Raw genomic sequence first — 24083 nt, 5'->3', positions numbered from 1 at the left:
CTGCTCCGGCATGATCACCGCATGGGATCCGGACCACGGCGGGTACGGCTGGCGACCTGGCCCACGCCGCTGGAACCCGCGCCGCGCTTGGCCCGCGCGGTGGGGCTCGCCCAGGACGACCTGTGGCTCAAGCGCGACGACCTGGTCGGCCTCGGCGGCGGGGGCAACAAGGTGCGCAAGCTGGAGTGGATCGTCGGCGCGGCCCTGGGCGACCGTGCCGACGTCCTGGTGACCACGGGCGCCGCGCAGAGCAACCATGCCCGGCTGACCGCGGCCGCGGGGGCCCGGCTGGGCTTGGACGTCGTCCTCGTGCTGTCGGGTGAGGCCGGGTCGTCCTCGTCGGGCAACCTGGCGCTGGACGGGCTGCTCGGGGTCCGCGTCGTCTGGGCCGGGGACACCGACCCGGCCGGGCGGGCCGCCGTCGCCGAGGAGGTCGCCGCCGACCTGGTCCGCGCCGGCCGCCGGCCCGTCGTCGTCCCCTTCGGCGGCTCGAGCGCCGTCGGCGCCCGCGGCTACCGGGAGTGCGCCGAGGAGCTGCTGGCGCAGGCGCCGGACCTGCGCACGGTGGTGACCGCCCTCGGCTCGGGCGGCACGATGGCCGGCCTGGTCGCCGGCCTCGGTGCCGACCGGGTGCTGGGCGTGGACGTCGGCGCCGTCGCCGACCCCGCACGGACGGTCGCGGCCCTGGTGACGGAGTTGACCGGCGCGACTTGCGACCCCGGTCGTCTCCGGCTCCGCCGGGACCAGGTGGGCGAGGGGTACGCGACGCTCCCGGAGCCGGTCGTGGCCGCGCTCGCCACCGCCGCCCGGAGCGAGGGCGTCGTCCTCGACCCTGTCTACACCGGGCGGGCGCTGGCCGGGCTGACCGCCGCCGTCGCCGCCGGGGACGTGCAGCCGGGCGAGCGGACGGTGTTCCTCCATTCCGGTGGCCTGCCGGGTCTCTTCGGCTCGGCAGCGGCGGTGCGCCGGGCCGAGGCGATGCTCGGCTGATCCCGCACCCCCTTCCACTCCTGCCGCACTCACCCCCTGCTGATCGCGTAGACGTGCGCCACGACGGTCACGTCGTCGCCGGGGCCGGCGAGGAAGGGCGCCGCGCTCGCCCGGAACGCCGCGAGCGAGGGGCCCTCGGCGCGGTCCACGGCCCGTGCAGCGGGCAGGTAGCTGCTCCGGAGCCCGTGGTCGGTGGCGATGCTCCCGGTCGGCCGGCCGAAGGTCACCGTGGTGACGTTCGGGTCGTCGTCGTTGTCCCGGCCGTCGAGGTGGGCGACGACGTCGTGCGCGTTCTCCAGCGCGAGGACCTGCACGTGCGGGGGAACCTCCACCCGGCCGATCGGCGCGCCCGCGGCCAGCACGCAGCGGACGTCGTAGGGGAAGTCGGCGGTCCCGGCGTCGTGCGCGGCCTGGGCCGCCACCATCCCGCCCTGGCTGTGCCCCACGAGCAGCACCGGGTCCGCCGGGCCGGCACCGGACCGCCGCAGCGCCTCGGCGATCGCCCGCTGCCGCGTCGTGACGTCCCCGCCGAGCACCCGCAGGTTGGTGCCCAGGTCGTTGCTGGCCGGGTTCACCGAGCCACCGGGGAGGTCCCAGTCCCCGGTGCCGGGGATGTCGACGACGTACGCGGTCGTGCCGTCGGAACGGGTGAGCACCCGGACGCCGATGTGGTCGCGGTCGGCCCCGGACTCCGTCGACCGCAGGTCGAGCGCCGCCAGCAGGTCGGCCGCGCCGCGGGGCGGCCGGACGGCGGCGGCGCGCACGTCGTCCGGGCGGCGGGCCACCACGGGACCGCCGTCGGGCCACAGCCGGCCCAGCCGGGCGGCGGCGGACCGGACGTCGCCGCCGCCGAGCCACGGGGAGAGCACCCCGCCGGCACCCAGCTCCAGGCGCGAGACCGCGCCGGGGGCGGCGTTGACGAGGTGGTCGACCACCTGCGGGTTCCGGGTGAGCCAGCGCTCGGGGTCGCCGGCCGCGTCCCGCGCCGCCACCACCGCGCCGGCCGGGTCGGTCACCGCCTGACCGGCCCCGAGGAGCAGCAGGCCGCCCACCGTGGCCTCCGGGACGAAACCGGCCGCCCAGTGCAGGCCGTCGGACAGCTCGGCGAGGGCGGCGTCCGCGGCCGCGTAGGCCTCGGCCGCCGCCCGCACCGCCGCCGCACGCGCGGTGAAGACCACGGCGAGGGACGTGAGGCCGCCGGGACCGTCGAGCGCCGCCAGCAACGCCACCTCGAAGCGGGCGACGGCGACCGGGTCGAGGGCCGCCGAGGCGAGCAGGTCGGGGTCGGCCAGCACCGCGTGGCAGGCCGCGCTCGTGGCGGCGAGGAACCCGGCCACATCGAGGCTGCCGTCCGCCAGGGTGGCCAGATCGGCGAGGTCGGCCTCCACGCCGCCCGCCCCGCCGCGGACCGCGAGCTCGGCGACCACCGGGGCGCCGGTCACCAGAGGCCCGCCCGGCTCAACCGGGCCGAGATCGCACGCCAGGCGTCCGCGCCCGCCTCGGGCAGCTCCCCGACGACGTCGTCCAGCAGGTCACCGCCCCGGGCCACCTGCTGGGCGAGCCAGGAGCGGACCGCCTGCTCCGCGCGGGCGATCGCCGCCAGCCGGGCGCGGACCTCGTCGGCGTGCCGGCGCAGCATCCCGGCGGCGAGCTCGAGCGCGTCGGCGGCGGCGGCGACGTCCGCGCAGTCCCGGGCCAGCTGGCGGCGGTGGGCCGTGGCGGCGTCGGAGACCCAGCGCGTGCGCGCCCCCGCCTGCCGGTGCTGCTCCCCTGCCGCACGCACCGCCCGGGCCCGCTGTGCCAGCTCGGCGGCCAGCTCGTCCAAGCCCTCGGGATCCCCGTACGCACCCACCGCGGCCTCCTCCCCGTACCCCGACCAGGGCGGAGCCTAGGAACGCGGGCACCCTCCCGGCGGGGCTCGACCGGGTCTGTGGGAAGCGGCCAGGGCTGTTGATGGATGCTGACCCGATGACCGGCGCACCCGTCTCCCGAGCCCACGTGCAGACCGTCCTCGACATCCCGCTGCACCGGTTCCTCGGTGTCGGGCTGCGGGACGAGGCCGACCCGGCAGCCGGCATCCGCTTCCCGGTCGGCCCGGCCGCGCAGAACCCGGCCGGGATGCTGCACGGCGGCGTCGTCTACGCCCTGCTGGACGTCGCCTCGTTCCTCGCCCTGCTCCCGTACCTGGGCGAAGGCGAGCACGCCGTCACCCACGACGTCTCGGCGTCGCTGCTGCGACCGGTCGGTGCCGGGTCCGAGGTGGAGGTCACCGCGACCGTGCTGCGCCGCGGCCGGGCGGTGGCATTCATGCGGGCGGAGGCCACCGTCGACGGCGTCCTGGTGGCCACCGGCCAGGTCACCAAGACCGTCGTCGCCCCGCGCTGAGCCGACTCACCAGAGGGAGATCGACCGGCGGAAGATGCCGGCCAGGTCCTCCTCGGTCACCGCCCGCGGGCAGGTGGCGAGCAGCCGCTGCTGCTTCATCGCGCCGTCGACGAGGTCGGGGATGTCGCCCTCCCCGAACCCGACCGCGCCCACCCCGTTGGGGATGTCGATGTCGCGCATCAGGTCGGCGAGCACCGTGGGCAGGAACTCAGCGGCGTCCGACGGGCGGTCGGCCCCGGGCGCCAGCAGCTCGGCGGCGCGGACGTGCCGCTCCGGGGATGCCTCGAAGGTGAAGCGGAACGCCTCCGGCGCGGTCAGCGCCACCGACATCCCGTGCGGCACCATCGGCTCCCCGGCCGGGTAGTCCTTGGGGTGGAAGTCCTTCACCTGCCCGGCGATCGGGTAGGCGTTGGCGTGCGGGATGTGCACACCGGCGTTGCCGAAGCCCATGCCGGCGAACGTGGCCGCGATCGCCATGTCCGAGCGGGCCTGCGCGTCCTCCCCGTTCCGGACGGCGGTGCGGAAGGAGCCGGCCAGCAGGCTCATCGCCTTCTCCGACCACATGTCCGAGATGGGGTTCGAGCCGCAGTAGGGCACCCGCTGGTCGGGGCTCTTGCGGTCGTAGGTGGTGTACCAGCGGGCGGTATAGCTCTCCAGCGCGTGGCAGAGGATGTCCATGCCCGAGGCCGCCGTCACCCCGGGCGGCTGGGTCAGCGTCAGGTCCGGGTCGATGACGGCCAGGGTCGGCCGCAGCCAGGCGTGGCTGATGCCCGTCTTCACCCGCTGGGCGATCACGTCCATCACGCAGATCGTGGTGCTCTCCGAGCCGGTGCCGGTCGTCGTCGGGACGGCGACCAGCGGCTTGAGCGGCTGCGAGGGCGCCTGCCCCCTGCCGACCGGCACGTTGACGTAGTCCATGAGCTCGCCGGGGTTGGTGGTGAGCAGGTTGATCGCCTTCGCGGTGTCGATGCTCGACCCGCCGCCGACGGCGACGAACGCGTCCCACGGCCCGGAGGACCGGGCCTCGTCGATGGCCTCGACCAGGCTCACGTCGGTCGGCTCGACGTGGACCCCGTCGAACACCCGGGCCTCGATGCCGAACTGCGCCATCTGGTCGGCCACCCGCTGCGGGTGCCCGGTCGCCGCCACCCCGGGGTCGGTCACGACGAGGACCCGGCGCACGCCGTAGCGACTCAGGTCGAAGCCGATCTCGTCGGAGGCGCCGTTGCCGAACTTCAGCTGCGGCGCCCCGTAGGTGAAGACGGACTCCGGGTTGCCGGGCACGGTGCTGCTGGTCATGGGCTCTCCCTGGGCTGCTCGGCGGGGACGTCGGTGCGCGGTTGCACCGAATGTTGCACGGTGGTTGTGGCTGGCACCACACCGGCGAATAGTCCGGTGCACTGCCCCGCCCGTCCGACGGACGGGCCTCCGACCAGCCCGGGAGGCACCAGTGACCGACACCCCCGCGACCGCGCCCTACCTCGGTGACCTCCTCAAGGACGCGCCCACCAACTGGGGCAAGTGGGGCCCCGACGACGAGGTCGGCGCGCTGAACTACCTCGGCCCGGAGCAGGTGCTCGCCGCGGTGAAGCTGGTCCGCTCGGGGAAGGTGTTCACGCTGCAGCGGCTCATCGGCGACCCGAAGGGCGACCCGGTCTGGCCCGGCCGCACCCCCGCCGTCCGCACCCAGGTGCTCGACGAGAGCGACTGGGACGAGGGCGGCAAGGGAGCCGACTACCCCGGCGGCCTGCACTACGCCGACGACAAGATCGACGCCTACCTGCAGGGCTCCACGCAGTACGACGCCCTCGGGCACCTCTGGTACGACGGCAAGATCTGGAACGGCTACGACGCCCGCACCACCGTCGGCGGGCTCGAGAAGGCCAGCGTGGAGCCGATCGCCCGGCGGGGCGTCGTCGGCCGGGCCGTGCTCCTGGACATGGCGCGGTTCCGCGGCAAGCCCACCCTCGACAAGGGCGAGACCTTCACCCACGAGGACCTGGTCGCCTGCGCCGAGGCCCAGGGCACGCCCATCGAGAAGCGCGACATCCTGGTCGTCCGCACCAACTTCCTGCAGCTGTTCCACGAGCAGGGCGAGGCCTTCTACGAGGGCTTCAACGAGCCGGGGCTGGTCTACTCCCCCGAGCTGGTGCAGTGGTTCCAGGACATGGAGATCCCCAACCTGGTCACCGACACGATCGCCAACGAGGTCACCTTCGACCCGAACAACGGCGTCGCCCTGGTGCTGCACAACGCGCTCATGCGCAACCTCGGCGTCACGCTCACCGAGATCGCCGACCTGGAGGAGCTGGCCGCGGACTGCGCCGAGGACGGGCAGTACGCCTTCCTCTACGTCGCGGCCCCGCTGAAGGTCGCCAAGGCCGCCGGCACCCCCGTCAACCCCGTCGTCATCAAGTAGCGCCGTGAGCAGCTACGACGACCGGCCGTGGCTGGCGCTCTACGGCGACCAGCCGGCCGACTACGAGATCGAGTTCGAGACCGCGCTGGACATGTTCCGGGCCGGGGTCGAGCGCGACCCCGACGGCGTGGCCCTGCGGTACTTCGACGGGACGATCACCCGCCGGGAGCTCGACGAGCTCAGCGACGCCCTCGCCGTCGGGCTCCTCGCCCGCGGTTTCGGGCCGGGCGACCGGCTGGCGGTCTACCTGCAGAACGTGCCTCAGTTCGTGATCGCCATGGTCGCCGCCTGGAAGGCCGGCGGGATCATGGTGTCGATCAACCCGATGAGCCGGGCCCGCGAGCTCTCCTACCTGCTCGAGGACTCCGGGGCCACCGTGCTCCTGTCCCTGGAGACGCTCTACGACCAGGTGGCGCGCGAGGTGGTGCCCGGCACCGGTGTGCGGCTGGTGCTCACCACCAGCGAGCTGGAGTTCCAGACCCGGGACGACGAACGGCTGTTCGCCGGCACCACCCGGCAGCGGCACGAGGGGACGACGGACTTCGCCGAGTTCGTCGCCGTCCACCGCGGCCAGGCGCCGCCGCCGGTGGGCCTGCGCTCCGACGACGTCGCGTTCCTGACCTACACCTCGGGTACCACCGGCGTGCCCAAGGGGGCGATGAACACCCACCGGAACGTGGTGTTCACCGCCCAGGTCTACCGGGACTGGGTGCACGCGGGCCGGGACGGCGCGATCTTCGGCGTCGCCCCGCTGTTCCACATCACCGGGCTGATCGGGCACATCGCGGTGAGCCTGCTGGTGCCGGCGCCGCTGGTGCTCGCCTACCGGTTCGAGCCGCAGGTCGTGCTCGACGCCTTCGCGGAGCACCGCCCGGCCTTCACCATCGGTGCGATCACCGCCTTCACCGCGCTGCTCAACGCCCCGGGATTCACGCGGGACCACTTCGCCTCGTTCACCTCGATCTACTCCGGCGGGGCGGCCATCTCCCCGACCGCCGAGCAGAACTTCCTGGCGGCCACCGGCAAGCAGGTGCACAACGCCTACGGCCTGACCGAGACCACCTCGCCGATGACGGTGACCCCCTTCGGGGCGCCGTCCCCGGTGGACCCGGTCTCGGGCGCCCTGTCGGTCGGGGTCCCGGCCCCGAACACGGTGGTGCGCATCCAGGACGACGAGGGGCGGGACCTGCCGCTCGGCGAGGTCGGCGAGATCGTCGCCGAGGGGCCCCAGGTGGTGGCCGGCTACTGGGGCAAGCCCGAGGAGACCGCGGCCGGGCTGCCCGGCGGGGCGCTCAAGAGCGGGGACGTCGGGTTCATGAACGCCGAGGGCTGGGTGTTCATCGTCGACCGCAAGAAGGACATGATCAACGCCTCGGGCTACAAGGTCTGGCCCCGCGAGGTCGAGGACGTGCTCGCCGAGCACCCCGCCGTCCGCGAGTCCGCGGTCGTCGGCGTCCCCGACGAGAAGCGCGGCGAGACCGTCAAGGCGTTCGTCAGCCTCAAGGCTGGGGCGAGCACCACGCCCGAGGAGCTGATCGCGCACTGCAAGGAGCGCATGGCGGCCTACAAGTACCCGCGCAGCGTGGAGCTGGTCGAGGAGCTGCCCAAGACGGTGACCGGGAAGATCCTCCGCCGCGAGCTCCGGGGACGGTGACGCGGGCGGTCGGCCAGGCCGGGGGGCCTGGCCGACCCCCAACGTTGGGTGGACGGACCGGTTCCGGCTCGCCGCACCCTCCGCAACGTCGTCCCGCCGGTTAACGTTCAACCGCTCCTCCCCGGAGTTCCCCCGGCTGGCCGACCCTGGCGGTGATGACGATGACCCCCTCACCCCCGCCCGTCCCGGGGGCCGGCCCGGCGGGCGACCGGCAGTCGGTCCCCTCTCTCCCCGGAGCCGACCGCCCCGGGTGGCGACCGTCCCCGGTCCCGCGTGATCCCTCCGCCGTCCGGCCGCCGACTGCGCCGGTGCGCCGGCGCCTCGTGCCGGAGCGGCCGGCACCCCCGCCGCCGGCACCGCTGGCGCGCTACCACGCCCAGCTGCTGGCCCGCCGCCGGCTGCGGGCGCTCGCCGCGATGACGGGCGGGCTGGGCTCTGCCGCCGTGCTCGCGCTGGGCGGCTCGGCGCTCCCCACCGCCGGTGCCCTGCCGGTGGCCACCGACGACGCGCTGGACCCGCAGGCCTGGGTCCTGCCCGAGGGCGCCGGCATGGGGCCGCTGGTCATCCCGACGATCGGCGCCCTGCCTGCCGGCTCCGAGGACTGGTTCCTCCCGGGTGCCCCGGCCGCGACCGTCAGCTCGCCCGCTGCCGCCGCCGTCAGCTCCGTCCGGCAGGCGGTGCGATCGGCCGCCCCCGCCCTCGAGGCCGACACGGGGGCAGACCCCGACCCCGGTCCCTCGGCGTCACCGGCGCGACCCACCACCGCGGCGCCCCCGTCCGCGGCGGTCCGCGGGGAATCACGGGACCAGGCGGTCGCACCGCCCACCCACCCGGCACCGCCCTCCGGCTCCACCGCACCGGCCACGACCCGGCCCCCGTCCGGCCCGTCCTCGTCGGTGCAACCGTCCCCGGCGACCCAGCCGCCGGGCACGCCCCTCCCGCCCGCGGACCCGACCCCGGCCGACCCCACCCCCGCGGACCCGACCCCGGCCGACCCCACGCCGGCCGACCCGACCCCGGCCGACCCGACCCCGGCCGACCCCACGCCGGCCGACCCGACCCCGGCCGACCCGACCCCGGCCGACCCCACGCCGGCCGACCCCACGCCGGCCGACCCGACCACGGTCGACGAGCCACCCCCCGCCGAGGAGCCACCGGCCGAGCCGCCGCCGGCCGAGCCCACGCCCGCGCCCGTGGTGGCACCCGGCGCGTCCGTGGAGGTGCTCGACCCCGCGACCAGCGCGCCGGCCCTCTCGGTCGTGCTGGAGCAGGCGATCGCCGGCGCGTCGTGCGCGGACCCCTCCGTCGTCGCGGGCAACGGCACGCTGGTGGCGGTCCGGATCACCGTGACCACCGGCGCCGACCTCTCCGTCCTCGGCGGGGGGCAGAGCATCTCGCCGGGCGATTTCCGCCTCGTCGCGGACGACGGGTCCGTCGCCTCGGGCAGCGCGCCCGCCGGGTCCTGCGACACCGGGGCGGCCGCCTTCCCGGCGGCAGCGCTCGTGCCGTCCTCGTCGGTCACCGGCACCGTGGTCCTGGACGTGCCGGCGCAGTCGGGCACGGTGGTCTTCCGCCCGTCGTGGCTGCCCTGAGCAGCCGGTGAGGGAGCGGGGCACGCCGGCCTCCGGCAGGGTGGGGGCATGACGACGCCCTCGGACACACCGCAGCCGCGCGACATCGCCCTCGAGCAGGAGTCGCCCGAGATGGCGGCGTCCCTGGAGGAGCAGAGCACCCCGCGGGAGGCGCCGCAGGGCGACGAGGCCGACGTCGAGGGCCACCCCTCCTAAGCGCGCGACCCGCCGGTGAGCTGCCGGGCCGGGATGCGCCCGTCGGCGACGTAGTACAGCACCGCCCCCGCGGTCAGCGGGGTGTCCCACGGCGGGCTGACCGCGAGCCCGTCGGGGCCGCGCACCGCCAGCACGGTGGCGCCCCAGGTCGCACCGAAGTGGCGCTGGCACTCGCCGAACGTGCCGTGCAGGAAGCCCGGGGGCACCGTCAGCGAGTAGGTGTTGCGCCCGCCGTGGGTCATCAACTCGCTGTAGACCTGGGTGATGCCGGGGTCGTTCGCCTCCTCGGTGAGCAGCGAGGGCATGTGCCACTGCACCGCCTGCACCCCGGTGCTGACGTAGCGCAGCGTGTCCCGCCGCTCCAGGTCGCGCAGCGCCGCCACGAGGTGCACGCCCGGGTGGGCGTGCTCGACGGCGACCGCCACGGCGAGCGTCTCGTTGTCGTCCCGGACGTCGACGACCACCGTCCGGGCCCGCGGTACGCACGCCCGCCGCATGACGTCCTCGTGGGTGAGGTCGCCGCGGACGAAGTGCACCGCCGGTTCGTCGGGCATCGGGTTCTCCGCGACGTCGTCCCAGGCGCACAGCGCCACCTGGGTCCGCCCCTCGGCGGTCAGCTCCGCGACGATCCGCTCGGTGCGCCCGGGCCAGTACCCGAGCAGCACGACGTGATCGGACAGCTCCAGGGGGACCACACCTCTCAGACGCCGACCCCGCAGCGACTGCAGGGCCTCGGACAGCTGCGTGAACAGCAGGGTCAGGGTCACGATGCCGCCCACGATCACGTAGGCGCCGATCAGCCGGCCGCCGATCGAGCTCGGGAAGACGTCGCCGTAGCCCACCGTCGCGGCGGTGACCAGGAAGTACCACCAGTAGGTGCCCGGTGCGGTGATCGCACTGCCGCCCGGCTCGACCAGCGCCATCGCCAGCCAGCTGGACAGGAAGACGAACACCGCGACGGCCAGCGGCAGCCGCCAGCCGCTCAGCCGCAGCCGGACGAACCGGGCGAAGTGGACGAAGAACGGCAACGGAGCTCCGTGGGGCGGGAACCGGGACGAGGCAAGCTACCGCGATGCGCCCGGCGGCAGGAGTTCCCCGTCGGGCGCGATGAGGACGTGCACGACGGGCAGCATCCCGCAGATCGCCGTACGTTCGGGGTCGTGACCGTCGACAGCCCCGACTTCTACGCCATCGAGGACCTCCTCGAGCCCGCTGAGATCGAGCTCCGCGACCGGGTGCGCGCCTTCTGCGACGCAGAGGTCACGCCGCACATCAACGACTACTGGGAACGCGCCGACTTCCCGATGGCGATGGCCGAGCAGCTCGCCGGGCTGGGCATCGTCGGCGGCACCATCGAGGGCTACGGCTGCCCCGGGATGAGCAACGTCGCCGCGGGCCTGGTCGCCGCGGAGCTCGCCCGCGCCGACGGCAGCATCGGCACCTTCAACGGGGTGCACAGCTTCCTGGCGATGCAGTCGATCGCGGTCCTCGGCGACGAGGAGCAGCGGGAGCGCTGGCTCCCGGAGATGGCGCGGCTGGAGAAGATCGGCGCTTTCGGCCTCACCGAGCCCGCGCACGGCTCCGACGCGGTGGCCCTGGAGACCTCCGCCCGCCGCGACGGCGACGCCTACGTGCTGAACGGGCAGAAGAAGTGGATCGGCAACGGGTCGATCGCCGACTACGTCATCATCTGGGCCCGCGGCGAGGACGGCGCCGTCGGCGGGCACGTCGTCGAGAAGGGCAGCCCCGGCTACGAGGCCACGGTCATGACCGGCAAGACGGCGCTGCGGGCGGTCTGGCAGGCGGAGATCACGCTGACCGACGTCCGGGTGCCGGTCGAGAACAAGCTGGCCAACTGCCACTCGTTCAAGGACGTCTCGCAGATGCTGGACCGCACGCGCTACACCGTCGCGTGGCGGGCGCTGGGGCTGGCAACTGCGTCCTACGAGCTGGCGCTGGCCCACGCCCTGCGCCGCGAGCAGTTCGGCCAGCCGATCGCCGGGTTCCAGCTGGTGCAGGACAAGCTCGCCCGGATGCTCGCCGAGATCACCTCGATGCAGCTGATGTGCTGGCGGCTGTCCAAGCTCGCCGACGCCGGTCGGATGACCGCCGCGATGGCGTCGCTGGCGAAGATGAACCACGCGGCCAAGGCCCGGGCGATCGTCGCCGACGCGCGCGACATCCTCGGCGGGGACGGGATCCTGCTGGACCACCACATCGCCCGGCACCACGCCGACATGGAGGCGATCTTCACCTTCGAGGGCACCGACTCGGTGCAGGCGCTGATCGTGGGCCGTGCGGTGACCGGGCTGTCCGCGATCAGCGGGCGCAAGCCCGACAAGCGCTGAGCCGACCGGCCGGCCGGTCCGGGCGCCCGCGGTCAGCGGGCGGTGGTCAGCCGCTGGTCGACCGCGGTGATGCGCGCGCACTCGGGGCAGCCGGTGCGGCCCACCCCGACGCGCTCCCACTTCTGCGTGCCCCAGACCTGGACGATGGCACCGCAGACGGCCAGCTCCACCTCGCCGTCCAGCTCGGCCGGCGGGCGGTGCGCCTCCACCGCGTGCCACGGGTGGCTCTGCTCGGTCCGCTGCCCGGCCGACCAGCGGTCGGGTCGGGCGAATCCCACGGCGTACGTGTCCACGGGTCACACGTGCCCCAGATCACTGCTGATCAATCCCCCCCGATCGGGCTAATACGGCTCGGGGTCGGACGCGAGGACCACGACGCCCGGTCACCCACCCGCCGGGGCCGCCGGGGACCGGGCGGGCGCCCCCGGAGACGGCGTCCGCGCGCTACCGTCGGAGGCTCGCGCGGGAGGGGCACGCAGATGGATCCGATCAGCCTGCTGGTGGGCGCCGGGCTGCTCGGCGCCGGCTTCGTCGCCGGGCGCCTGGGCCGGAACCGGGGAAACGCGCCACCCCCGCCGGTGACGCCGCTGTGCGGCTGCGGGCACACGCTCAGCCAGCACGACACGGAGACCAACACCTGCTACGCCGAGCTGCGCCGCGACACCTACGACAAGCGCGGGCGCTGGTCGGGACACAGCTGGGTGCCCTGCACGTGCCGCCAGTACGTCGGTCCCCGGCCGATCGACGAGGTGTTCGTCCCGCGCGTGCTGCCGCCGGGCGACTGACCGCACCCCTGCGCGGGCATGCAGGGCGGGTGAGCACCCCGACCGGGCGCCCCCGCCCCGCCCGCACCGACGACCTGCTGGCGCTGACCGAGCCGGCCCGTGCGCTGGTCAGCGCGGGTGCGCTCGCCGCCGGCGCGCTCCCGCTTCGGCTGGCGCCGCGCGGCGAGCCGCACCCGGTGGTCGTCCTACCGGGCTGGCTGGCCTCGGACGTCTCCACCCGGACGCTGCGCGGCTGGCTGCGCCGCCTCGGCTACCCGGTGGTGGGCTGGGACCTCGGCCGCAACCACGGCCCCCGGCCGGAGGTGGTGGACGGCGTCCGCGACCTGGTGCGGCGCCTCGCCGACGAGCACGGCGGGCCGGTGAGCATCGTCGGGCAGAGCCTCGGCGGCATCTTCGCCCGCCGCCTCGCCGAGCGCTCCCCCCGGCTGGTGCGGCAGGTCGTCTCGCTCGGCTCCCCCTTCGCCGCCGCGCCCGCCCGGTCCCGCCGCGCCGCCTCGGGCGCCGGCATGTACGGCGAGTACCGGCGGCTGCGGGCGGTGGCGGACGTGCGGCCCGCGCCCCCGCTGCCGGTGCCGAGCACCTCGGTGTACTCGCGGTGGGACGGCGTCGTCGACTGGCGCACCTGCCTGCAGCAGGAGGGGCCGACGAGCGAGAACGTCGCCGTGCACGCCGCCCACCTCGGCATGGGGCTGGACCCGGCCGTGCTGTGGGTCGTCGCGGACCGGCTGGCCCAGCCCCGCGGCGGCTGGCAGCCGTTCCGGCGGCCGGATCGCCTCCCGTTGCGGGCGCTGTTCCCCGACGGGTGACCGACCGGGCGGGTCCGGGGGCACGGGACCCGCGACCGGTCGGGTGGCTCAGCGGTGCAGGAGCTCCCGGAAGCGGGCGCACGACTCGTCGATCGCCTGCTGGGCGGCCGGTGAGATCGTCCCCATGTCGAAGAAGCCGTGAATCATGCCGTCGTAGCGCCGGACGTCGACGGTCACGCCCGCGGCACGCAGCGCCTCGCCGTAGGCCTCGCCCTCGTCGCGCAGCGGGTCGTACTCGGCCGTGACCACCACCGCGGGCGGCAGGCCGGCGAGGTCGGCCCCGTGCAGCGGCGAGAGGCGCGGGTCCATCGCGTCGTCCCAGCCCTCGGCGTAGTGCCCGTAGAACCAGTCCATCGTGTCCTTCTCGAGGAAGTAACCCTTGGCGTTCTCGATGCGGGACGGGTACTCCCCCTCGGCGTCGACCGCCGGGTAGATGAGGAACTGCGCCGCGAGCGGCGTGCCGTCGGCGTGCAGGGCCTGGGCGACCACCGCGGAGAGGTTGCCCCCCGCGCTGTCCCCGGCGACGCCGAGCCGCTGGTCGCCGCCGAACTCCTCGAGGTGCGCGGCGATCCAGCGCGCGGCCGCCACGGCGTCCTCCGCCGCCGCCGGGAAGGGGTGCTCCGGCGCCAGCCGGTAGTCGACGGCGACGACGACGGCGCCACTGCCGCGGCAGACGTTGCGGGCCATGTTGTCGTGGGTGTCCAGGTCGCCGATCACCCAGCCACCGCCGTGGAAGAAGACGACGGTCGGAAAGGGCCCCTCCCCCTCCGGGCGGTAGACGCGGGCCTTCAGCTCGCCCTCGGCGCCGGGGACCGTGCGGTCCTCGGTGGAGCCGACCGGCACGAGCTGCTCGGGGGTGCGGGCGCCGTGGGTCAGCGCCAGGTACAGCGCCCGGCCCGCCTCGGGGGTGCCTTCGTACATCGGCGGCAGGCCGGCCTGCTCCATCATGGTCAGCATCGCGGCGATGTTCGGGTCGACGGGCACGGGGGCTCCTGATCTGTCGGGGACGAAGGGGTCAGCGGTAGACGAGGGAGCTGTCGTCGAGGTCGACGGCCGGCAGCGCCGTCCGCTCCTGCGCGTACTCCAGCAGGTGGGTCCACGGCTCCCGGTCGCCCTGCTTGAACATGCGGTCCACCGAGCGCATGACGTAGCCGGAATTGAAGTTCTCCGGGTCGGCCCACGGCCGCAAAGGCATGTCCGCGTCCTCGGGGCGCAGGGTCGGGACGACCGTGGTGGCACCGCGCTCCTGCATGTGCGCCAGGAGCCGGCAGACGAGCTCGCTGACCAGGTCGGCCCGCAGGGTCCAGCTGGCGCGGAAGTACCCGAAGACGTACGCCATGTTGGGCACACCGCTGATCATCGTGCCGCGCCAGGTGACCCGGGAGGTGAAGTCGACCGGCTCGCCGTCGACGGTGAACGCCACACCCCCGAAGAGGCTGAGGTCGAACCCGGTCGCGGTGACGACGACGTCCGCCTCCAGCTCCTCGCCCGACGAGGTGCGGATCCCCGTCTCGGTGAAGGTGTCGATGGTGTCGGTGACGACCGACGCCTTGCCCTCCCGGATGGCGGTGAACAGGTCCCCGTCGGGCAGCAGGGCGAGACGCTGCTGCCAGGGCCGGTAGGTCGGGCTGAAGTGCTTCTCGATGTCGAACCCCTCGGGCAGGAGGGGGCGCATCGCCTCGATGAGCATCTCGCGCAGCTCTCCGGGCTGCTCGAACGACATCCGGGTGATCTCGTCGCCCTCGGCGATGTAGGCCCGGCGGAGGATCTCGTGCGTCCAGTCGTCCGGCACGTCGAGCGCGCGCAGCGTCTCTGCCAGCTCGTGCGTGCGGGGGCGGGCGAAGAAGAACGTCGGGGACCGCTGCAGCATCGTCACGTGCGCGGCGGTGTCGGCCATGGCCGGGACGATCGTCGCCGCGGTGGCGCCCGAGCCGATGACGACGACGCGCTTGCCGGCGTGGTCGAGGTCCGCGGGCCACTGCTGCGGGTGCACCACCACCCCGCGGAAGCGGTCCATGCCGGGCCACTCGGGCCGGTAGGGGCGCCCGTGGTCGTAGTAACCCTGGCACATCCACAGGAAGTCGGTGGTGAGGGTGAGCTCCTCGCCGGTGTCCTCCCGGGAGACCTGCACCGTCCACCGCCGCTCGGCCGAGGACCAGCTCGCCTCCGTCACGCGGTGCCGGTACCGGATGCGGCCGGCCAGGTCGTCCTCGGCGATGACCTCGTCGAGGTAGGACAGGATCTCCGCGGAGGTGGCGATCGAGGGTCCGCGCCACGGCTTGAACCGGTAGCCGAAGGTGAACAGGTCGCTGTCGGAGCGGACGCCCGGGTAGCGGTGTGTCCACCACGTGCCACCCCGGTCGTCGAGGGCGTCGAGGACGGCGAAGCTGCGGCCGGGGAAGCGGTCCCGGAGGTGGTGGGCGGCCCCGATGCCGGAGATGCCCGCGCCGATGATGAGCACGTCGACGTGCTCGGTCGTCGCCGTCCTGGCCGGTTCCTGCGCGATCGCCGTCATGCCCGGTCTCCCCTCGGTGCCCGACCCGTGTCGACCGCGAACGTAGTGAGCGACCGGTTCTGTGAGCCATGACACAATCGGCCGCATCTTGATGATTCCGGCCAACTCAGTCCACGCCGCGGCCCGGGGCACGGGCAGCGCGGCGCTGTTGTGCACGCTCGGCGAGGAGCACGGCCTCCCGCGAGCCGGGCTGCTCGCCGCGGCCGGGCTGACCGAGGCGGAGCTGGCGGATCCGGAGGCGGAGATCGGCGCCGAGCAGGAGGTGCGGCTGGTGGCCGCGCTCGTCGCGGCCCTGCCCGAGCACGGCGGCCTCGCCGCCGGGAGCCGCTACCGGCTGGCCACCTACGGCATCTGGGGCTTCGCCCTGCTCTCCAGCCGCACCCTGCGGGCCGGCCACGAGGTGGCGATGCGCTTCCTCGACCTCACGTACGCGCTCACCCGGGTCAGCGCCGTGGAGGACGGCGGCGAGCTCCGGCTGTTCTTCGACGACCTCGACGTGCCCGAGCCGGTGCGCCGGTTCGTGCTCCTGCGCGACACCACGGCGGCGCTGCAGCTCTGGCGGGAGTCCCTCGGCCGGCCGGTCGACCCGCGACGCGTGGAGCTCCGGCTGCCCGCACCCGACGACCCCACGCCCTACGCGGCGGCGTTCGGCGTACCGCCGCGGTTCGCCGCACCCCGGTCGGCGGTGGTCTTCGACGCCGCCCTGCTCGACCAGCCGCTCCCCCAGGCGGCACCGCTGACCGCCGCCCTGTGCGAGGCGCAGTGCCGCGAGCTGCTCGAACGGCGCGTGTCGCGCCGCGGGCTGGGCGGCCAGGTGCGCGACCTGCTGCTCCGCCACCCCCGGCGGATGCCCGGTCAGGAGGAGGTCGCCGCCGAGCTGCACCTGAGCGTGCGCACCCTCCGCCGGCGCCTCGCCGAGGAGGGGACGAGTTTCCGGGCCGTCGTCGACCAGACCCGCCGGCACCTGGCCGAGGAGCTGCTGGTGACCGTGGGCCTCAGCGTCGAGGAGGTCGCCGAGCGCGTCGGCTACTCGGAGGCCTCGGCGTTCGTGCACGCCTTCCGGCGCTGGACCGGCGTCAGCCCGCGGCGGTGGGCGCGCTCCGCCGCCCGGGAGTGAGCGGGGTCAGGCCCAGGCGGCGCCGGCGGCGAGCACGACCAGCGCCGCGGTCGTGCCGGTCTCGACGACCGCACCGAAGACGTCGCCGGTGACCCCGCCCAGCCGGCGGGCCGCGTGCGCGGTGAGCCCCGCCCCGGCCGCCAGCGCGACCAGCACCGCGGCCACGGCCCAGGCCGCGCCCACCGCGGACCCGCTCGCCAGCAACCCCAGCCCGGCCGCGGCGGCGACCAGCAGCAGCGTCGCCGTCCACCGCACCGCCGGCGAGCCGGCGCCGGCCACCAGCACGCCCAGCGCGGAGCCGGCCGCCGCCGGCCGGGCGGCGGCGTGCAGCACCGCCACCCGGCCGGCCGTCGTCGCCAGGACGACGCCGACCAGGCCGGCGGCCCGGGACGACCCCTCCAGCACCGCCGCGAGGGCCGCCACCTGCACCAGCAGCACGCACACCAGCGCGGCCACCCCGAAGGCGCCGACGTCCGGACGCCGCATGATCGCCAGCGCCTGCTCGGCCGGCCGGCCGCTGCCCAGCCCGTCGGCGAGGTCGGCGGTGCCGTCCAGGTGCAGGCCGCGGGTCAGCAGGGCCAGCGCGCCCACCACGAGCGCGGCGGCCAGCAGGGGGGCACCCTCGCCGCTCCCCCGCCACACCGCCATGGCAGGCACGGATGCCAGCGCACCGAGCAGCGCACCCACCAGCGGCAGCCAGCGGAGCACGCCGGGGCCGGGGGTGCGTGCGGACGCCGGCACCGGCAGCACGCTGAACACCCCGAGCGCGGCGAGCGGTCCCCCGCCCGTCACCGGAGCCGCTGCGGGAGGCCGGCGGTCAGCAGCCACACCCGCTGCGAGGCGGCGGCGACGCGCGCGTTGAGGATGCCCAGCTCGTCGCGGTAGCGGCGGCCCGATGCGGTCGCCGGCACGACGCCGCACCCCACCTCGTTGCTCACGCCGACGACCCGGCGGCGGGAGCCCGACCAGGCGCCGACGACCTCGTCGACAGCCGCGGCCAGGCGCGCGTCGGCGCCCTCGGCCCCCGTCCAGACACCGCAGTCGTCCATCACCCGGGCCAGCCAGGTGGAGAGGCAGTCGACCAGCACCGGCGGGCCCGGCTGCCCGAGCACGCCGACCAGGTCGACGGTCTCGACGGTGCGCCAGGACGCCGGGCGGCGGTCGCGGTGCAGCGCCACGCGGTCGGCCCACTCGGGGTCCCCGCTGTCGGCGGGCAGCCCGCAGGCCACGTACTCCACCCGCCGGGCCCGGGCGAGCAGCTGCTCGGCGTACCGGGACTTCCCCGAACGGGCACCCCCGAGCACCAGCGCCCGGCGGGGCGGGCGGCCGATCACCGCACCCGCCCGGCGGCGTGCCGGGCGCGCAGCGCGGTGAGCAGCAGCTGTGCGGCGAGCGCGGCGCCGACGCCCTCCCCGGCGCGCAAACGCAGGTCGAGCAGGGGCTCGACCCCCAGCTCGGTGAGGACGGCGGAGTGCCCGCGCTCCCGGCTGCGCTGACCGGCGACCAGCGCCGGCTGCGCGGCCGGCTCCAGGCGCACCGCGACGGCGGCGGCGACCGAGGTCACCAGGCCGTCCAGGACCACCGGCGCACCGGCCGCGGCGACCCCGAGCGTGACACCGGTGAGCACCGCGACCTCCGGCCCGCCGAGCGCGGCGAGGAGGGCCATCGGGTCGGCGGGGCCGCGCTCCGCCCGGACCCGCTCGACGGCACCGCGGACGACGGCGCGCTTGCGGTCCAGCATCGCGGCGTCGGCGCCGGCACCGAGCCCGACGGCGTCGTCGGGGTCCAGGCCGAGCAGCCCGCAGGCGAGCGCGGCGGCCACCGTGGTGTTGCCGATGCCGACCTCGCCCAGGCACACCAGGCCGGTGGCGGCCAGCTCGCGCCCGAGCTCCCGGCCCTCGGCGACCAGGGCGGCAGCGGCCCGCGCGGTCAGGGCGTCGGCGGTGAGCAGGTCGCCCTGCGCCTCCGGCGACACCGCGTGGTGGGCGTGCACCCGCAACCCGGCCTGGCGGGCGGTCGAGGCGCCGAGCGACTCCCCGGTGCGGGTGGCGGCCAGCACGTCGGCGGTGACCGATGCCGGGTAGGCGGAGACGGCGTGCGCGCGGGCGACGGGGTGGTCGCCCGCGACGACCACCAGCGTGCCGGCGTCGGGCACCGGTCCGGGCAGGGCCAGCACGCGGTCGACGGCGCGGTCGAGCACACCCAGCGACCCGGGCACGGCGAGCAGGTCGTCGCCGGTGTCGCGCGCGGCGACGACCGCCTCCGGACGCGGCCCGGCGAGGTGGCTGACCGGGGCGGCGGGGCTGTCGTCGGACGGCCACCGCTCGCGCAGCACGACGTCCTCCAGGGCGGCCCGGTGCGACCAGCCGTGGCGCACCAGCCCGGGCTCCGGCGGGCGCTCGTCGGGCCAGCCCACGCACAGCCAGCCGAGGGTCTGCACCCCCTCGGGCAGGTGCAGCAGCGCGGCGAGGTCGGCCGGCTGGAAGAGCGTCACCCAGCCCATGCCGAGGCCCGCGGCGCGCGCGGCCAGCCACATGTTCTGGATCGCGCAGGCGCAGCTCCACAGGTCGGCGTCCGGGAAGGTCGCCCGGCCCAGCACGCCGGTGGCGTGGGTGCGGCGGTCGCAGGCGACGACGACGCCCAGCGGCGCCTCGCGGATGCCCTCCAGCTGCAGGTCCAGCAGCCGGGCGCGGCGGTCGGGGGTCAGCAGCTCCGCCTGGCGCAGCCGCTCGCGGTCGGCGAGCACGGCGGCGCGGTCGCGGGTGGCCTGCTCGGTGACGACGACGAACCGCCAGGGCTGCGAGTGGCCCACCGACGGTGCCCGGTGGCCCGCCTCGAGCACCGAGCGCAGCAGCTGCGGGGGCACCGGGTCCGGGCGGTAGCGGCGGATGTCGCGGCGCGCCCCGACGACGGTGTGCAGCGCCTCGACCGTGGCGGCGTCGAAGGCCCAGCCCGCAGGGTCGGCGGCCCGCTCGGCGGCGTGGGTCTGGTCACCGATCACCGGGACCGGCCGGGGCCAGGTCATGCCAACTCCTCCATCGGGCTCTCCGGCAAACCCTCGCACGCCCGCAGGTGGGCGTGGACCCCGGTTCCCCCGCCGGAGTGCCTCGGTCAGCGCTCCGGGGCGGCCAGCTCGCGCAGCGCCAGGCGGAGGCCCTCGACGCGCTCGCGCCCCAGGGCGGCAGCCAGCGCCGCCTCGTGGGCGTGCACCAGCGCCTCCCAGCGACCGAGCCGGGCGCGGCCGGGGCCGGAGAGGTGGACGACGACCTTGCGCCCGTCCCCGGGGTGCGGCAGCCGGTAGGCCAGCGCCTGGTCGACGGCGACGTCGACCAGGCGGGTGCAGGTGGGCGCCGGCAGCTGCAGCGCGGCGCCGAGCTCGCCCATCGTGCGCCCGCCCGCGGCGAGCGCCCGCAGCAGCCGGTACCCGTCGAGCGTGCCGCCGTCCTCGGCGAGCGCCGCCGCGACGCCGGCGGCCACCCGGCGCTGGGTCACCGTGAGCAGCTCGACCAGGTCGTCCGCTACGGGTACCGCGTCGACGTCACCGCCCCGGAACATGGGGAGACCATACTTCTCGGCGTGTCCGGTGCCAGGCCTCCGCTCGACCCGTGGGAGCTGCTGCTCTCCGGGCCGCGGGCCGACGCGCTGCACGTCGGGCTGGCCGTGCCGCTCTCCGGCCCGCTCGCCCTGACCGCGCCCTCCGCGCTGGAGCTCGCCGGGCTGGCCGCCGACGAGCTGAACGCGGACGGTGGCGTGGACGGGCGGGAGGTGCGGCTGGTCGCGGTCGACTCCGGGCGCGCGCCCGACGTCGTCGCGGCCGAGGCGGCGTCGCTGTTCGCGGCGGGGGCCTTCGACGTCCTCGTCGGGTTCCACACCAGCGACGTGCACCGCGCCCTCGCGCGCACCCTGCCGGCCGGCGCCCGGTACGTCTTCACGCCGCCGCACGAGGGCGGCCGCCCGCGCCCCGGCGTGGTCCGCACCGGCGTCTCCCCCGCCGAGCAGCACGCCGCGGCGCTGGCCTGGCTGGTCGCGCACCGCCGGGCACGCCGCTGGGTGCTGCTCGGCACCGACTACGTGTGGCCGCGGGCGGTGCACCGGGCCGCCCACCGGGCCCTCGCCGCGGCCGGCGCGCGGGTGGTCGGCGAGGCGCTGGTGCCCTTCGGCCCCACGGACATGGGGCCGCTGCTCGACCTGGTCCGCCGCACCCGGGCGGACGGCGTCCTGCTCAGCATGGTCGGGCGGGACCTTGTGACGTTCAACCGCGAGTTCGCCCGGGCCGGCCTGGACCGGCGGGTGGTCCGGCTCTCGGGTGCGCTCGAGGAGAACGGCCTGTACGCCCTCGGCGGTGACGGCACCGGTGAGCTGTACGCCTGCATGCCGTCCTTCGCGTCGTCCGGCGACGGCCCCGACGAGGCCCAGCTGGACCTCCAGGAGCGGCACGCCCGGCGTTCCGGCCCGTCGGCCCCGGTCGTCTGCGCCTACGCCCGGGGGGTCTACGACGGCGTCCGGCTGGCCGTCTCCCCCACCGGACGGGGCCGTGCCGGCCGGCGGGCGCCGGCTGCCCGGCTGGCGCGCGCCGACGGTCTGACCTTGCGCGAGATCCCGGGGCTTCTCACGGCCTGAGACGGTTACTTCCACCTGGAAGGATTTGGTCCTACTCTGCTCGCGCCCCGGCACCGCACCGGGAAGAGAGACGGAGCAGACCGCCCATGAGCGACCCCCGCACCACCACCGGCGCCCCCGAGGGCGCCCCCACCCTCGGCGGCGCCAGCCCCGCCGCCAGCGCGCAGGGCGTGGAGTCCTTCGGCTACCGGCAGGAGCTCAAGCGCTCGTTGACCTTCGGCGACCTGCTGGTCTACGGCCTGGTCTTCATGGTCCCGATCGCGCCGTTCGGCATCTTCGGCGGCGTCTTCCAGGCCTCGGGCGGCATGGTCGCCCTCGCCTACGTCGTCGGCGGCCTGGCCATGGCGTTCACCGCCGCGTCCTACTCGCAGATGTCGCGCGCCTTCCCGATGGCCGGCTCGGTCTACACCTACGCCGGGCGCGGCATCGCCCAGCCGGTCGGCTTCATCGCCGGGTGGATGGTCCTCCTGGACTACCTGCTCATCCCCGGCCTGCTGTACCTGATCTCCGGCTTCGCCATGAACTCGATCATCCCCGGCATCCCGGTGTGGGCCTGGATCGTCGGCTTCGTCCTGCTGAACACGGTGGTCAACTACTTCGGCATCGAGTTCACCGCCCGGGTGAACAAGACCGTGCTGGTGGCCGAGCTGGTCGTCCTGGCGATCTTCCTCGTGGTCGGCGTCGTCGCGCTCGCCCAGGGCGAGGGCGGCGGCTGGGACCTCACGCCGATCTACAACGCCGACACCTTCTCGCTGGAGCTCGTGTTCGGCGCGGTCTCCATCGCGGTCCTGAGCTTCCTGGGCTTCGACGCCATCTCCACCCTCGCCGAGGAGAACCGCGACTCCGCCCGCTCCCTCGGCAAGGCGATGATCGGCGCGCTGGTCCTCGCGGGGACGCTGTTCGTCGTCCAGACCTGGGTCGCCGCCCTGCTCGTCCCCGAGCCCGGCACCCTGATCGCCGAGGGCGACGCCGCGGGCACCGCCTTCTACGACGCGGCCGAGGTCGCCGGCGGCGCGTGGCTCGGCACCCTCACCGCCGTCGCCACCGCCATCGCCTGGGGCTTCGCCAACTCGCTGGTCGCCCAGGCCGCGACCTCCCGGCTCCTGTTCGCCATGGCCCGCGACCGCCAGCTGCCCGGCGTCCTCGCCAAGGTCCACCCGACCCGCCGCGTCCCGGTGAACGCCACGTTCCTGGTGGCGACGATCTCCCTGGTCCTCGGGGTCTACATGAGCACCCGGGACGACGGCATCACACTGCTGTCCACGCTGGTCAACTTCGGCGCCCTGTCGGCGTTCCTGCTGCTGCACGTGTCGGTGGTCGTGCACTACATCGGCCGGCTCAAGAGCCGGAACTGGTGGCTGCACCTGGTCGTGCCGGTCACCGGTTTCGCGATCCTGGCCTACGTGGTCTACAACGCGCAGGTGGCCGCCCAGGAACTCGGCTTCGTGTGGTTCGCCGTCGGCCTGGTGCTGCTGGTGGGTCTGCTGGCCACCGGCCGCCGGCCCGAGCTGCGGACGGAGGAGCAGCTGTGAGCCTCGAGGTCGTCCCGCTCACCCCGACCCCCGACCAGTACCGGTACGTCTTCGGCGGTGCACGCGAGCCGCTGGTGCGCGTGCAGCCGGGCACCGTCGTCGAGCTGACCACCGAGGACTGCTTCGGCGGCCGGGTGACCAGCACCGGCGACCTGCCCAGCCGGGTCTGCGACTTCTCGCAGCTGAACCCGGTCACCGGGCCCATCCACGTGGAGGGCGCCGAACCCGGTGACACCCTCGCCGTCCACTTCGTGGAGATCGCGCCGGCCCGCGACTGGGCCGTCTCCACGACGTTCCCCCACTTCGGGGCGCTGACGGCGACCCACAGCACGGCGATGCTCCACGACCCGCTCGAGGAGGTCGTGTGGGTGTACGAGGTCGACCGCGAGCGGGGCACCTGCCTGTTCCGCCCGCGCCGCGGCGGGCCGGAGGTCGAGCTCCCGCTCGACCCGATGCACGGCACCGTGGGGGTGGCGCCCGCCGGGGGCGAGGCGTTCGCGACCATCACGCCGGGCGCGCACGGCGGGAACATGGACACCCCCGAGATGCGCGCCGGGACGACGGCCTACTTCGGCGTCAACGTGCCCGGCGGGCAGCTGTCGATCGGTGACGGGCACTGCCGGCAGGGTGAGGGCGAGGTGTGCGGCACCGCCGTCGAGGCCGCGATGCGCACCGTCGTCGTCGTGGACCTGGTCAAGGGCGGCGGGCCTGCGACCACTCAGCCATGGCCGCGGCTCGAGACCGACGACTTCCTCATGTCGACCGGCTCGGTCCGGCCGCTGGAGGACGCCTACCGGGTGAGCCAGCACGACCTGGTCACCTGGGCCGCCGAGCTCACCGGCTGGGACGTGCTCGACGCCTACCAGCTGGTCAGCCAGGCCGGCCTGGCACCGGCCGGGAACGTCGTGGACACCAACTACACGATGGTCGCCAAGCTGGCGAAGGCCTACCTGGGCCGCGAGGGGGTCGTCGCCGCCGACGGCGTGCACGACCGCCTGCGGCAGACCGCCGCGGCGTACCTCGCCCAGCGCTGAGGCCGGCGGGGGGGGGGGGGGGGGGGGGGGGGGGGGGGGGCGCGGGCGCGCGCCCCGCGCGCCCCCGGCGCCCGGCCCCCGCGGGCCCCCC

At 75.4% G+C, this 24083-nt stretch carries 24 protein-coding genes; 13 read left to right on the top strand and 11 right to left on the bottom strand.

What is annotated here, in order from left to right; genetic code table 11:
• Positions 1-21 precede the first annotated feature (21 nt).
• Positions 22-990 carry a pyridoxal-phosphate dependent enzyme gene (locus tag ACI79W_RS18240; protein WP_456563509.1) on the top strand — a complete coding sequence of 323 codons (969 nt, stop codon included), beginning with the start codon at positions 22-24 and terminating at the stop codon, positions 988-990.
• 29 nt (positions 991-1019) lie between these two features.
• Here the strand turns inward: ACI79W_RS18240 and ACI79W_RS18235 are convergent, their stop codons facing one another.
• Together ACI79W_RS18235 and ACI79W_RS18230 are read right to left on the bottom strand one after the other, a co-directional pair.
• On the bottom strand, positions 1020-2432 hold the full coding sequence (locus tag ACI79W_RS18235) for an alpha/beta fold hydrolase (protein ID WP_456563508.1): 1413 nt from the start codon (positions 2430-2432) through the stop codon (positions 1020-1022).
• The gene (locus ACI79W_RS18230) at positions 2429-2842 is read right to left on the bottom strand and encodes a putative T7SS-secreted protein (protein WP_456563507.1); all 414 of its coding nucleotides are present in this window, start codon (positions 2840-2842) and stop codon (positions 2429-2431) included. The genes ACI79W_RS18235 and ACI79W_RS18230 overlap by 4 nt, the downstream gene beginning before the upstream one ends.
• A 116-nt stretch (positions 2843-2958) precedes the next feature.
• On the opposite strand from ACI79W_RS18230, the gene ACI79W_RS18225 reads away from it, so the two are divergent.
• Positions 2959-3375, top strand: a complete 417-nt coding sequence (locus ACI79W_RS18225; RefSeq protein WP_456563506.1) for a PaaI family thioesterase — start codon at positions 2959-2961, stop codon at positions 3373-3375.
• A 6-nt stretch (positions 3376-3381) separates the two neighbouring features.
• Here the strand turns inward: ACI79W_RS18225 and ACI79W_RS18220 are convergent, their stop codons facing one another.
• Positions 3382-4674, bottom strand: coding sequence for a hydroxyacid-oxoacid transhydrogenase (locus ACI79W_RS18220; protein ID WP_456563505.1), 1293 nt, complete (start codon positions 4672-4674; stop codon positions 3382-3384).
• Between the two features lie 151 nt (positions 4675-4825).
• Between ACI79W_RS18220 and ACI79W_RS18215 the strand changes: the two genes are divergently transcribed.
• The 4 genes from ACI79W_RS18215 to ACI79W_RS18200 all read left to right on the top strand — a co-directional run bounded on the left by ACI79W_RS18215 (position 4826) and on the right by ACI79W_RS18200 (position 9235).
• Positions 4826-5794: a cyclase family protein gene (locus ACI79W_RS18215; RefSeq protein WP_456563504.1), complete on the top strand. Its 969-nt coding sequence runs from the start codon at positions 4826-4828 to the stop codon at positions 5792-5794.
• A 4-nt stretch (positions 5795-5798) separates the two neighbouring features.
• Positions 5799-7448 (top strand): AMP-binding protein, encoded by a 1650-nt coding sequence (locus ACI79W_RS18210; protein ID WP_456563503.1) that lies wholly within the window; start codon positions 5799-5801, stop codon positions 7446-7448.
• Between the two features lie 308 nt (positions 7449-7756).
• Positions 7757-9040: a hypothetical protein gene (locus tag ACI79W_RS18205; RefSeq protein WP_456563502.1), complete on the top strand. Its 1284-nt coding sequence runs from the start codon at positions 7757-7759 to the stop codon at positions 9038-9040.
• 48 nt (positions 9041-9088) lie between these two features.
• Complete coding sequence (locus tag ACI79W_RS18200; protein WP_456563501.1) at positions 9089-9235, top strand: hypothetical protein; 147 nt, start codon at positions 9089-9091, stop codon at positions 9233-9235.
• Here ACI79W_RS18200 and ACI79W_RS18195 read toward each other — a convergent pair.
• Positions 9232-10263 carry an ion channel gene (locus ACI79W_RS18195; protein ID WP_456563500.1) on the bottom strand — a complete coding sequence of 344 codons (1032 nt, stop codon included), beginning with the start codon at positions 10261-10263 and terminating at the stop codon, positions 9232-9234. The genes ACI79W_RS18200 and ACI79W_RS18195 overlap by 4 nt on opposite strands.
• Positions 10264-10395: 132 nt before the next feature.
• Here ACI79W_RS18195 and ACI79W_RS18190 point away from each other — a divergent pair, with 132 nt between their 5' ends.
• Positions 10396-11583, top strand: a complete 1188-nt coding sequence (locus ACI79W_RS18190; protein ID WP_456563499.1) for an acyl-CoA dehydrogenase family protein — start codon at positions 10396-10398, stop codon at positions 11581-11583.
• A gap of 32 nt (positions 11584-11615) precedes the next feature.
• On the opposite strand, the gene ACI79W_RS18185 is transcribed toward ACI79W_RS18190, so the two are convergent.
• A complete protein-coding gene (locus ACI79W_RS18185; protein WP_456563498.1) occupies positions 11616-11876 on the bottom strand; it encodes a hypothetical protein in 261 nt (86 codons plus the stop codon).
• A 186-nt stretch (positions 11877-12062) separates the two neighbouring features.
• Between ACI79W_RS18185 and ACI79W_RS18180 the strand changes: the two genes are divergently transcribed.
• Together ACI79W_RS18180 and ACI79W_RS18175 are read left to right on the top strand one after the other, a co-directional pair.
• Positions 12063-12368 carry a hypothetical protein gene (locus ACI79W_RS18180; protein WP_456563497.1) on the top strand — a complete coding sequence of 102 codons (306 nt, stop codon included), beginning with the start codon at positions 12063-12065 and terminating at the stop codon, positions 12366-12368.
• 29 nt (positions 12369-12397) lie between these two features.
• Positions 12398-13174: an esterase/lipase family protein gene (locus tag ACI79W_RS18175; protein WP_456563496.1), complete on the top strand. Its 777-nt coding sequence runs from the start codon at positions 12398-12400 to the stop codon at positions 13172-13174.
• Positions 13175-13222: 48 nt separating this feature from the next.
• Here the strand turns inward: ACI79W_RS18175 and ACI79W_RS18170 are convergent, their stop codons facing one another.
• Both ACI79W_RS18170 and ACI79W_RS18165 read right to left on the bottom strand, forming a co-directional pair.
• Entirely contained in the window at positions 13223-14158 is a 936-nt protein-coding gene (locus ACI79W_RS18170; protein ID WP_456563495.1) for an alpha/beta hydrolase, read from the bottom strand.
• Positions 14159-14189: 31 nt separating this feature from the next.
• Positions 14190-15689 carry a flavin-containing monooxygenase gene (locus ACI79W_RS18165; protein ID WP_456563494.1) on the bottom strand — a complete coding sequence of 500 codons (1500 nt, stop codon included), beginning with the start codon at positions 15687-15689 and terminating at the stop codon, positions 14190-14192.
• Positions 15690-15780: 91 nt separating this feature from the next.
• Here ACI79W_RS18165 and ACI79W_RS18160 point away from each other — a divergent pair, with 91 nt between their 5' ends.
• Positions 15781-16806 carry an AraC family transcriptional regulator gene (locus ACI79W_RS18160; RefSeq protein ID WP_456563493.1) on the top strand — a complete coding sequence of 342 codons (1026 nt, stop codon included), beginning with the start codon at positions 15781-15783 and terminating at the stop codon, positions 16804-16806.
• Positions 16807-16812: 6 nt separating this feature from the next.
• On the opposite strand, the gene ACI79W_RS18155 is transcribed toward ACI79W_RS18160, so the two are convergent.
• From ACI79W_RS18155 to ACI79W_RS18140, 4 genes are all read right to left on the bottom strand, one after another.
• Positions 16813-17565, bottom strand: a complete 753-nt coding sequence (locus tag ACI79W_RS18155) for an adenosylcobinamide-GDP ribazoletransferase (protein ID WP_456563547.1) — start codon at positions 17563-17565, stop codon at positions 16813-16815.
• A 29-nt stretch (positions 17566-17594) separates the two neighbouring features.
• Positions 17595-18140, bottom strand: a complete 546-nt coding sequence (locus ACI79W_RS18150; protein ID WP_456563492.1) for a bifunctional adenosylcobinamide kinase/adenosylcobinamide-phosphate guanylyltransferase — start codon at positions 18138-18140, stop codon at positions 17595-17597.
• Positions 18137-19831 (bottom strand): 5,6-dimethylbenzimidazole synthase, encoded by a 1695-nt coding sequence (gene bluB, locus ACI79W_RS18145; RefSeq protein ID WP_456563491.1) that lies wholly within the window; start codon positions 19829-19831, stop codon positions 18137-18139. The genes ACI79W_RS18150 and bluB overlap by 4 nt, the downstream gene beginning before the upstream one ends.
• A gap of 86 nt (positions 19832-19917) precedes the next feature.
• Positions 19918-20361 (bottom strand): MarR family winged helix-turn-helix transcriptional regulator, encoded by a 444-nt coding sequence (locus ACI79W_RS18140; protein WP_456563490.1) that lies wholly within the window; start codon positions 20359-20361, stop codon positions 19918-19920.
• 21 nt (positions 20362-20382) lie between these two features.
• Between ACI79W_RS18140 and ACI79W_RS18135 the strand changes: the two genes are divergently transcribed.
• The 3 genes from ACI79W_RS18135 to ACI79W_RS18125 all read left to right on the top strand — a co-directional run bounded on the left by ACI79W_RS18135 (position 20383) and on the right by ACI79W_RS18125 (position 23992).
• The gene (locus ACI79W_RS18135; RefSeq protein WP_456563489.1) at positions 20383-21426 is read left to right on the top strand and encodes an ABC transporter substrate-binding protein; all 1044 of its coding nucleotides are present in this window, start codon (positions 20383-20385) and stop codon (positions 21424-21426) included.
• An 86-nt stretch (positions 21427-21512) separates the two neighbouring features.
• Positions 21513-22958: an APC family permease gene (locus tag ACI79W_RS18130; protein WP_456563488.1), complete on the top strand. Its 1446-nt coding sequence runs from the start codon at positions 21513-21515 to the stop codon at positions 22956-22958.
• Positions 22955-23992 (top strand): acetamidase/formamidase family protein, encoded by a 1038-nt coding sequence (locus ACI79W_RS18125; protein WP_456563487.1) that lies wholly within the window; start codon positions 22955-22957, stop codon positions 23990-23992. The genes ACI79W_RS18130 and ACI79W_RS18125 overlap by 4 nt, the downstream gene beginning before the upstream one ends.
• The last annotated feature ends 91 nt before the right edge of the window (positions 23993-24083 follow it).

Source organism: Blastococcus sp. SYSU DS0533 (assembly GCF_054050775.1).
Note: the sequence above shows the minus strand (reverse complement) of the source record. Positions and strands in the feature narration are given on the sequence as shown.

Bases quoted from the DNA above. Each gene is read 5' to 3' on its own strand.
- ACI79W_RS18180 (WP_456563497.1), top strand. From the start codon at position 12,063: ATGGATCCGATCAGCCTGCTGGTGGGCGCCGGGCTGCTCGGCGCCGGC.
- ACI79W_RS18240 (WP_456563509.1), top strand. From the start codon at position 22: ATGGGATCCGGACCACGGCGGGTACGGCTGGCGACCTGGCCCACGCCG.
- ACI79W_RS18225 (WP_456563506.1), top strand. From the start codon at position 2,959: ATGACCGGCGCACCCGTCTCCCGAGCCCACGTGCAGACCGTCCTCGAC.
- ACI79W_RS18220 (WP_456563505.1), bottom strand. From the start codon at position 4,674: ATGACCAGCAGCACCGTGCCCGGCAACCCGGAGTCCGTCTTCACCTAC.
- ACI79W_RS18165 (WP_456563494.1), bottom strand. From the start codon at position 15,689: ATGACGGCGATCGCGCAGGAACCGGCCAGGACGGCGACGACCGAGCAC.
- ACI79W_RS18160 (WP_456563493.1), top strand. From the start codon at position 15,781: ATGATTCCGGCCAACTCAGTCCACGCCGCGGCCCGGGGCACGGGCAGC.
- ACI79W_RS18140 (WP_456563490.1), bottom strand. From the start codon at position 20,361: ATGTTCCGGGGCGGTGACGTCGACGCGGTACCCGTAGCGGACGACCTG.
- ACI79W_RS18200 (WP_456563501.1), top strand. From the start codon at position 9,089: ATGACGACGCCCTCGGACACACCGCAGCCGCGCGACATCGCCCTCGAG.
- bluB (WP_456563491.1), bottom strand. From the start codon at position 19,831: ATGACCTGGCCCCGGCCGGTCCCGGTGATCGGTGACCAGACCCACGCC.
- ACI79W_RS18130 (WP_456563488.1), top strand. From the start codon at position 21,513: ATGAGCGACCCCCGCACCACCACCGGCGCCCCCGAGGGCGCCCCCACC.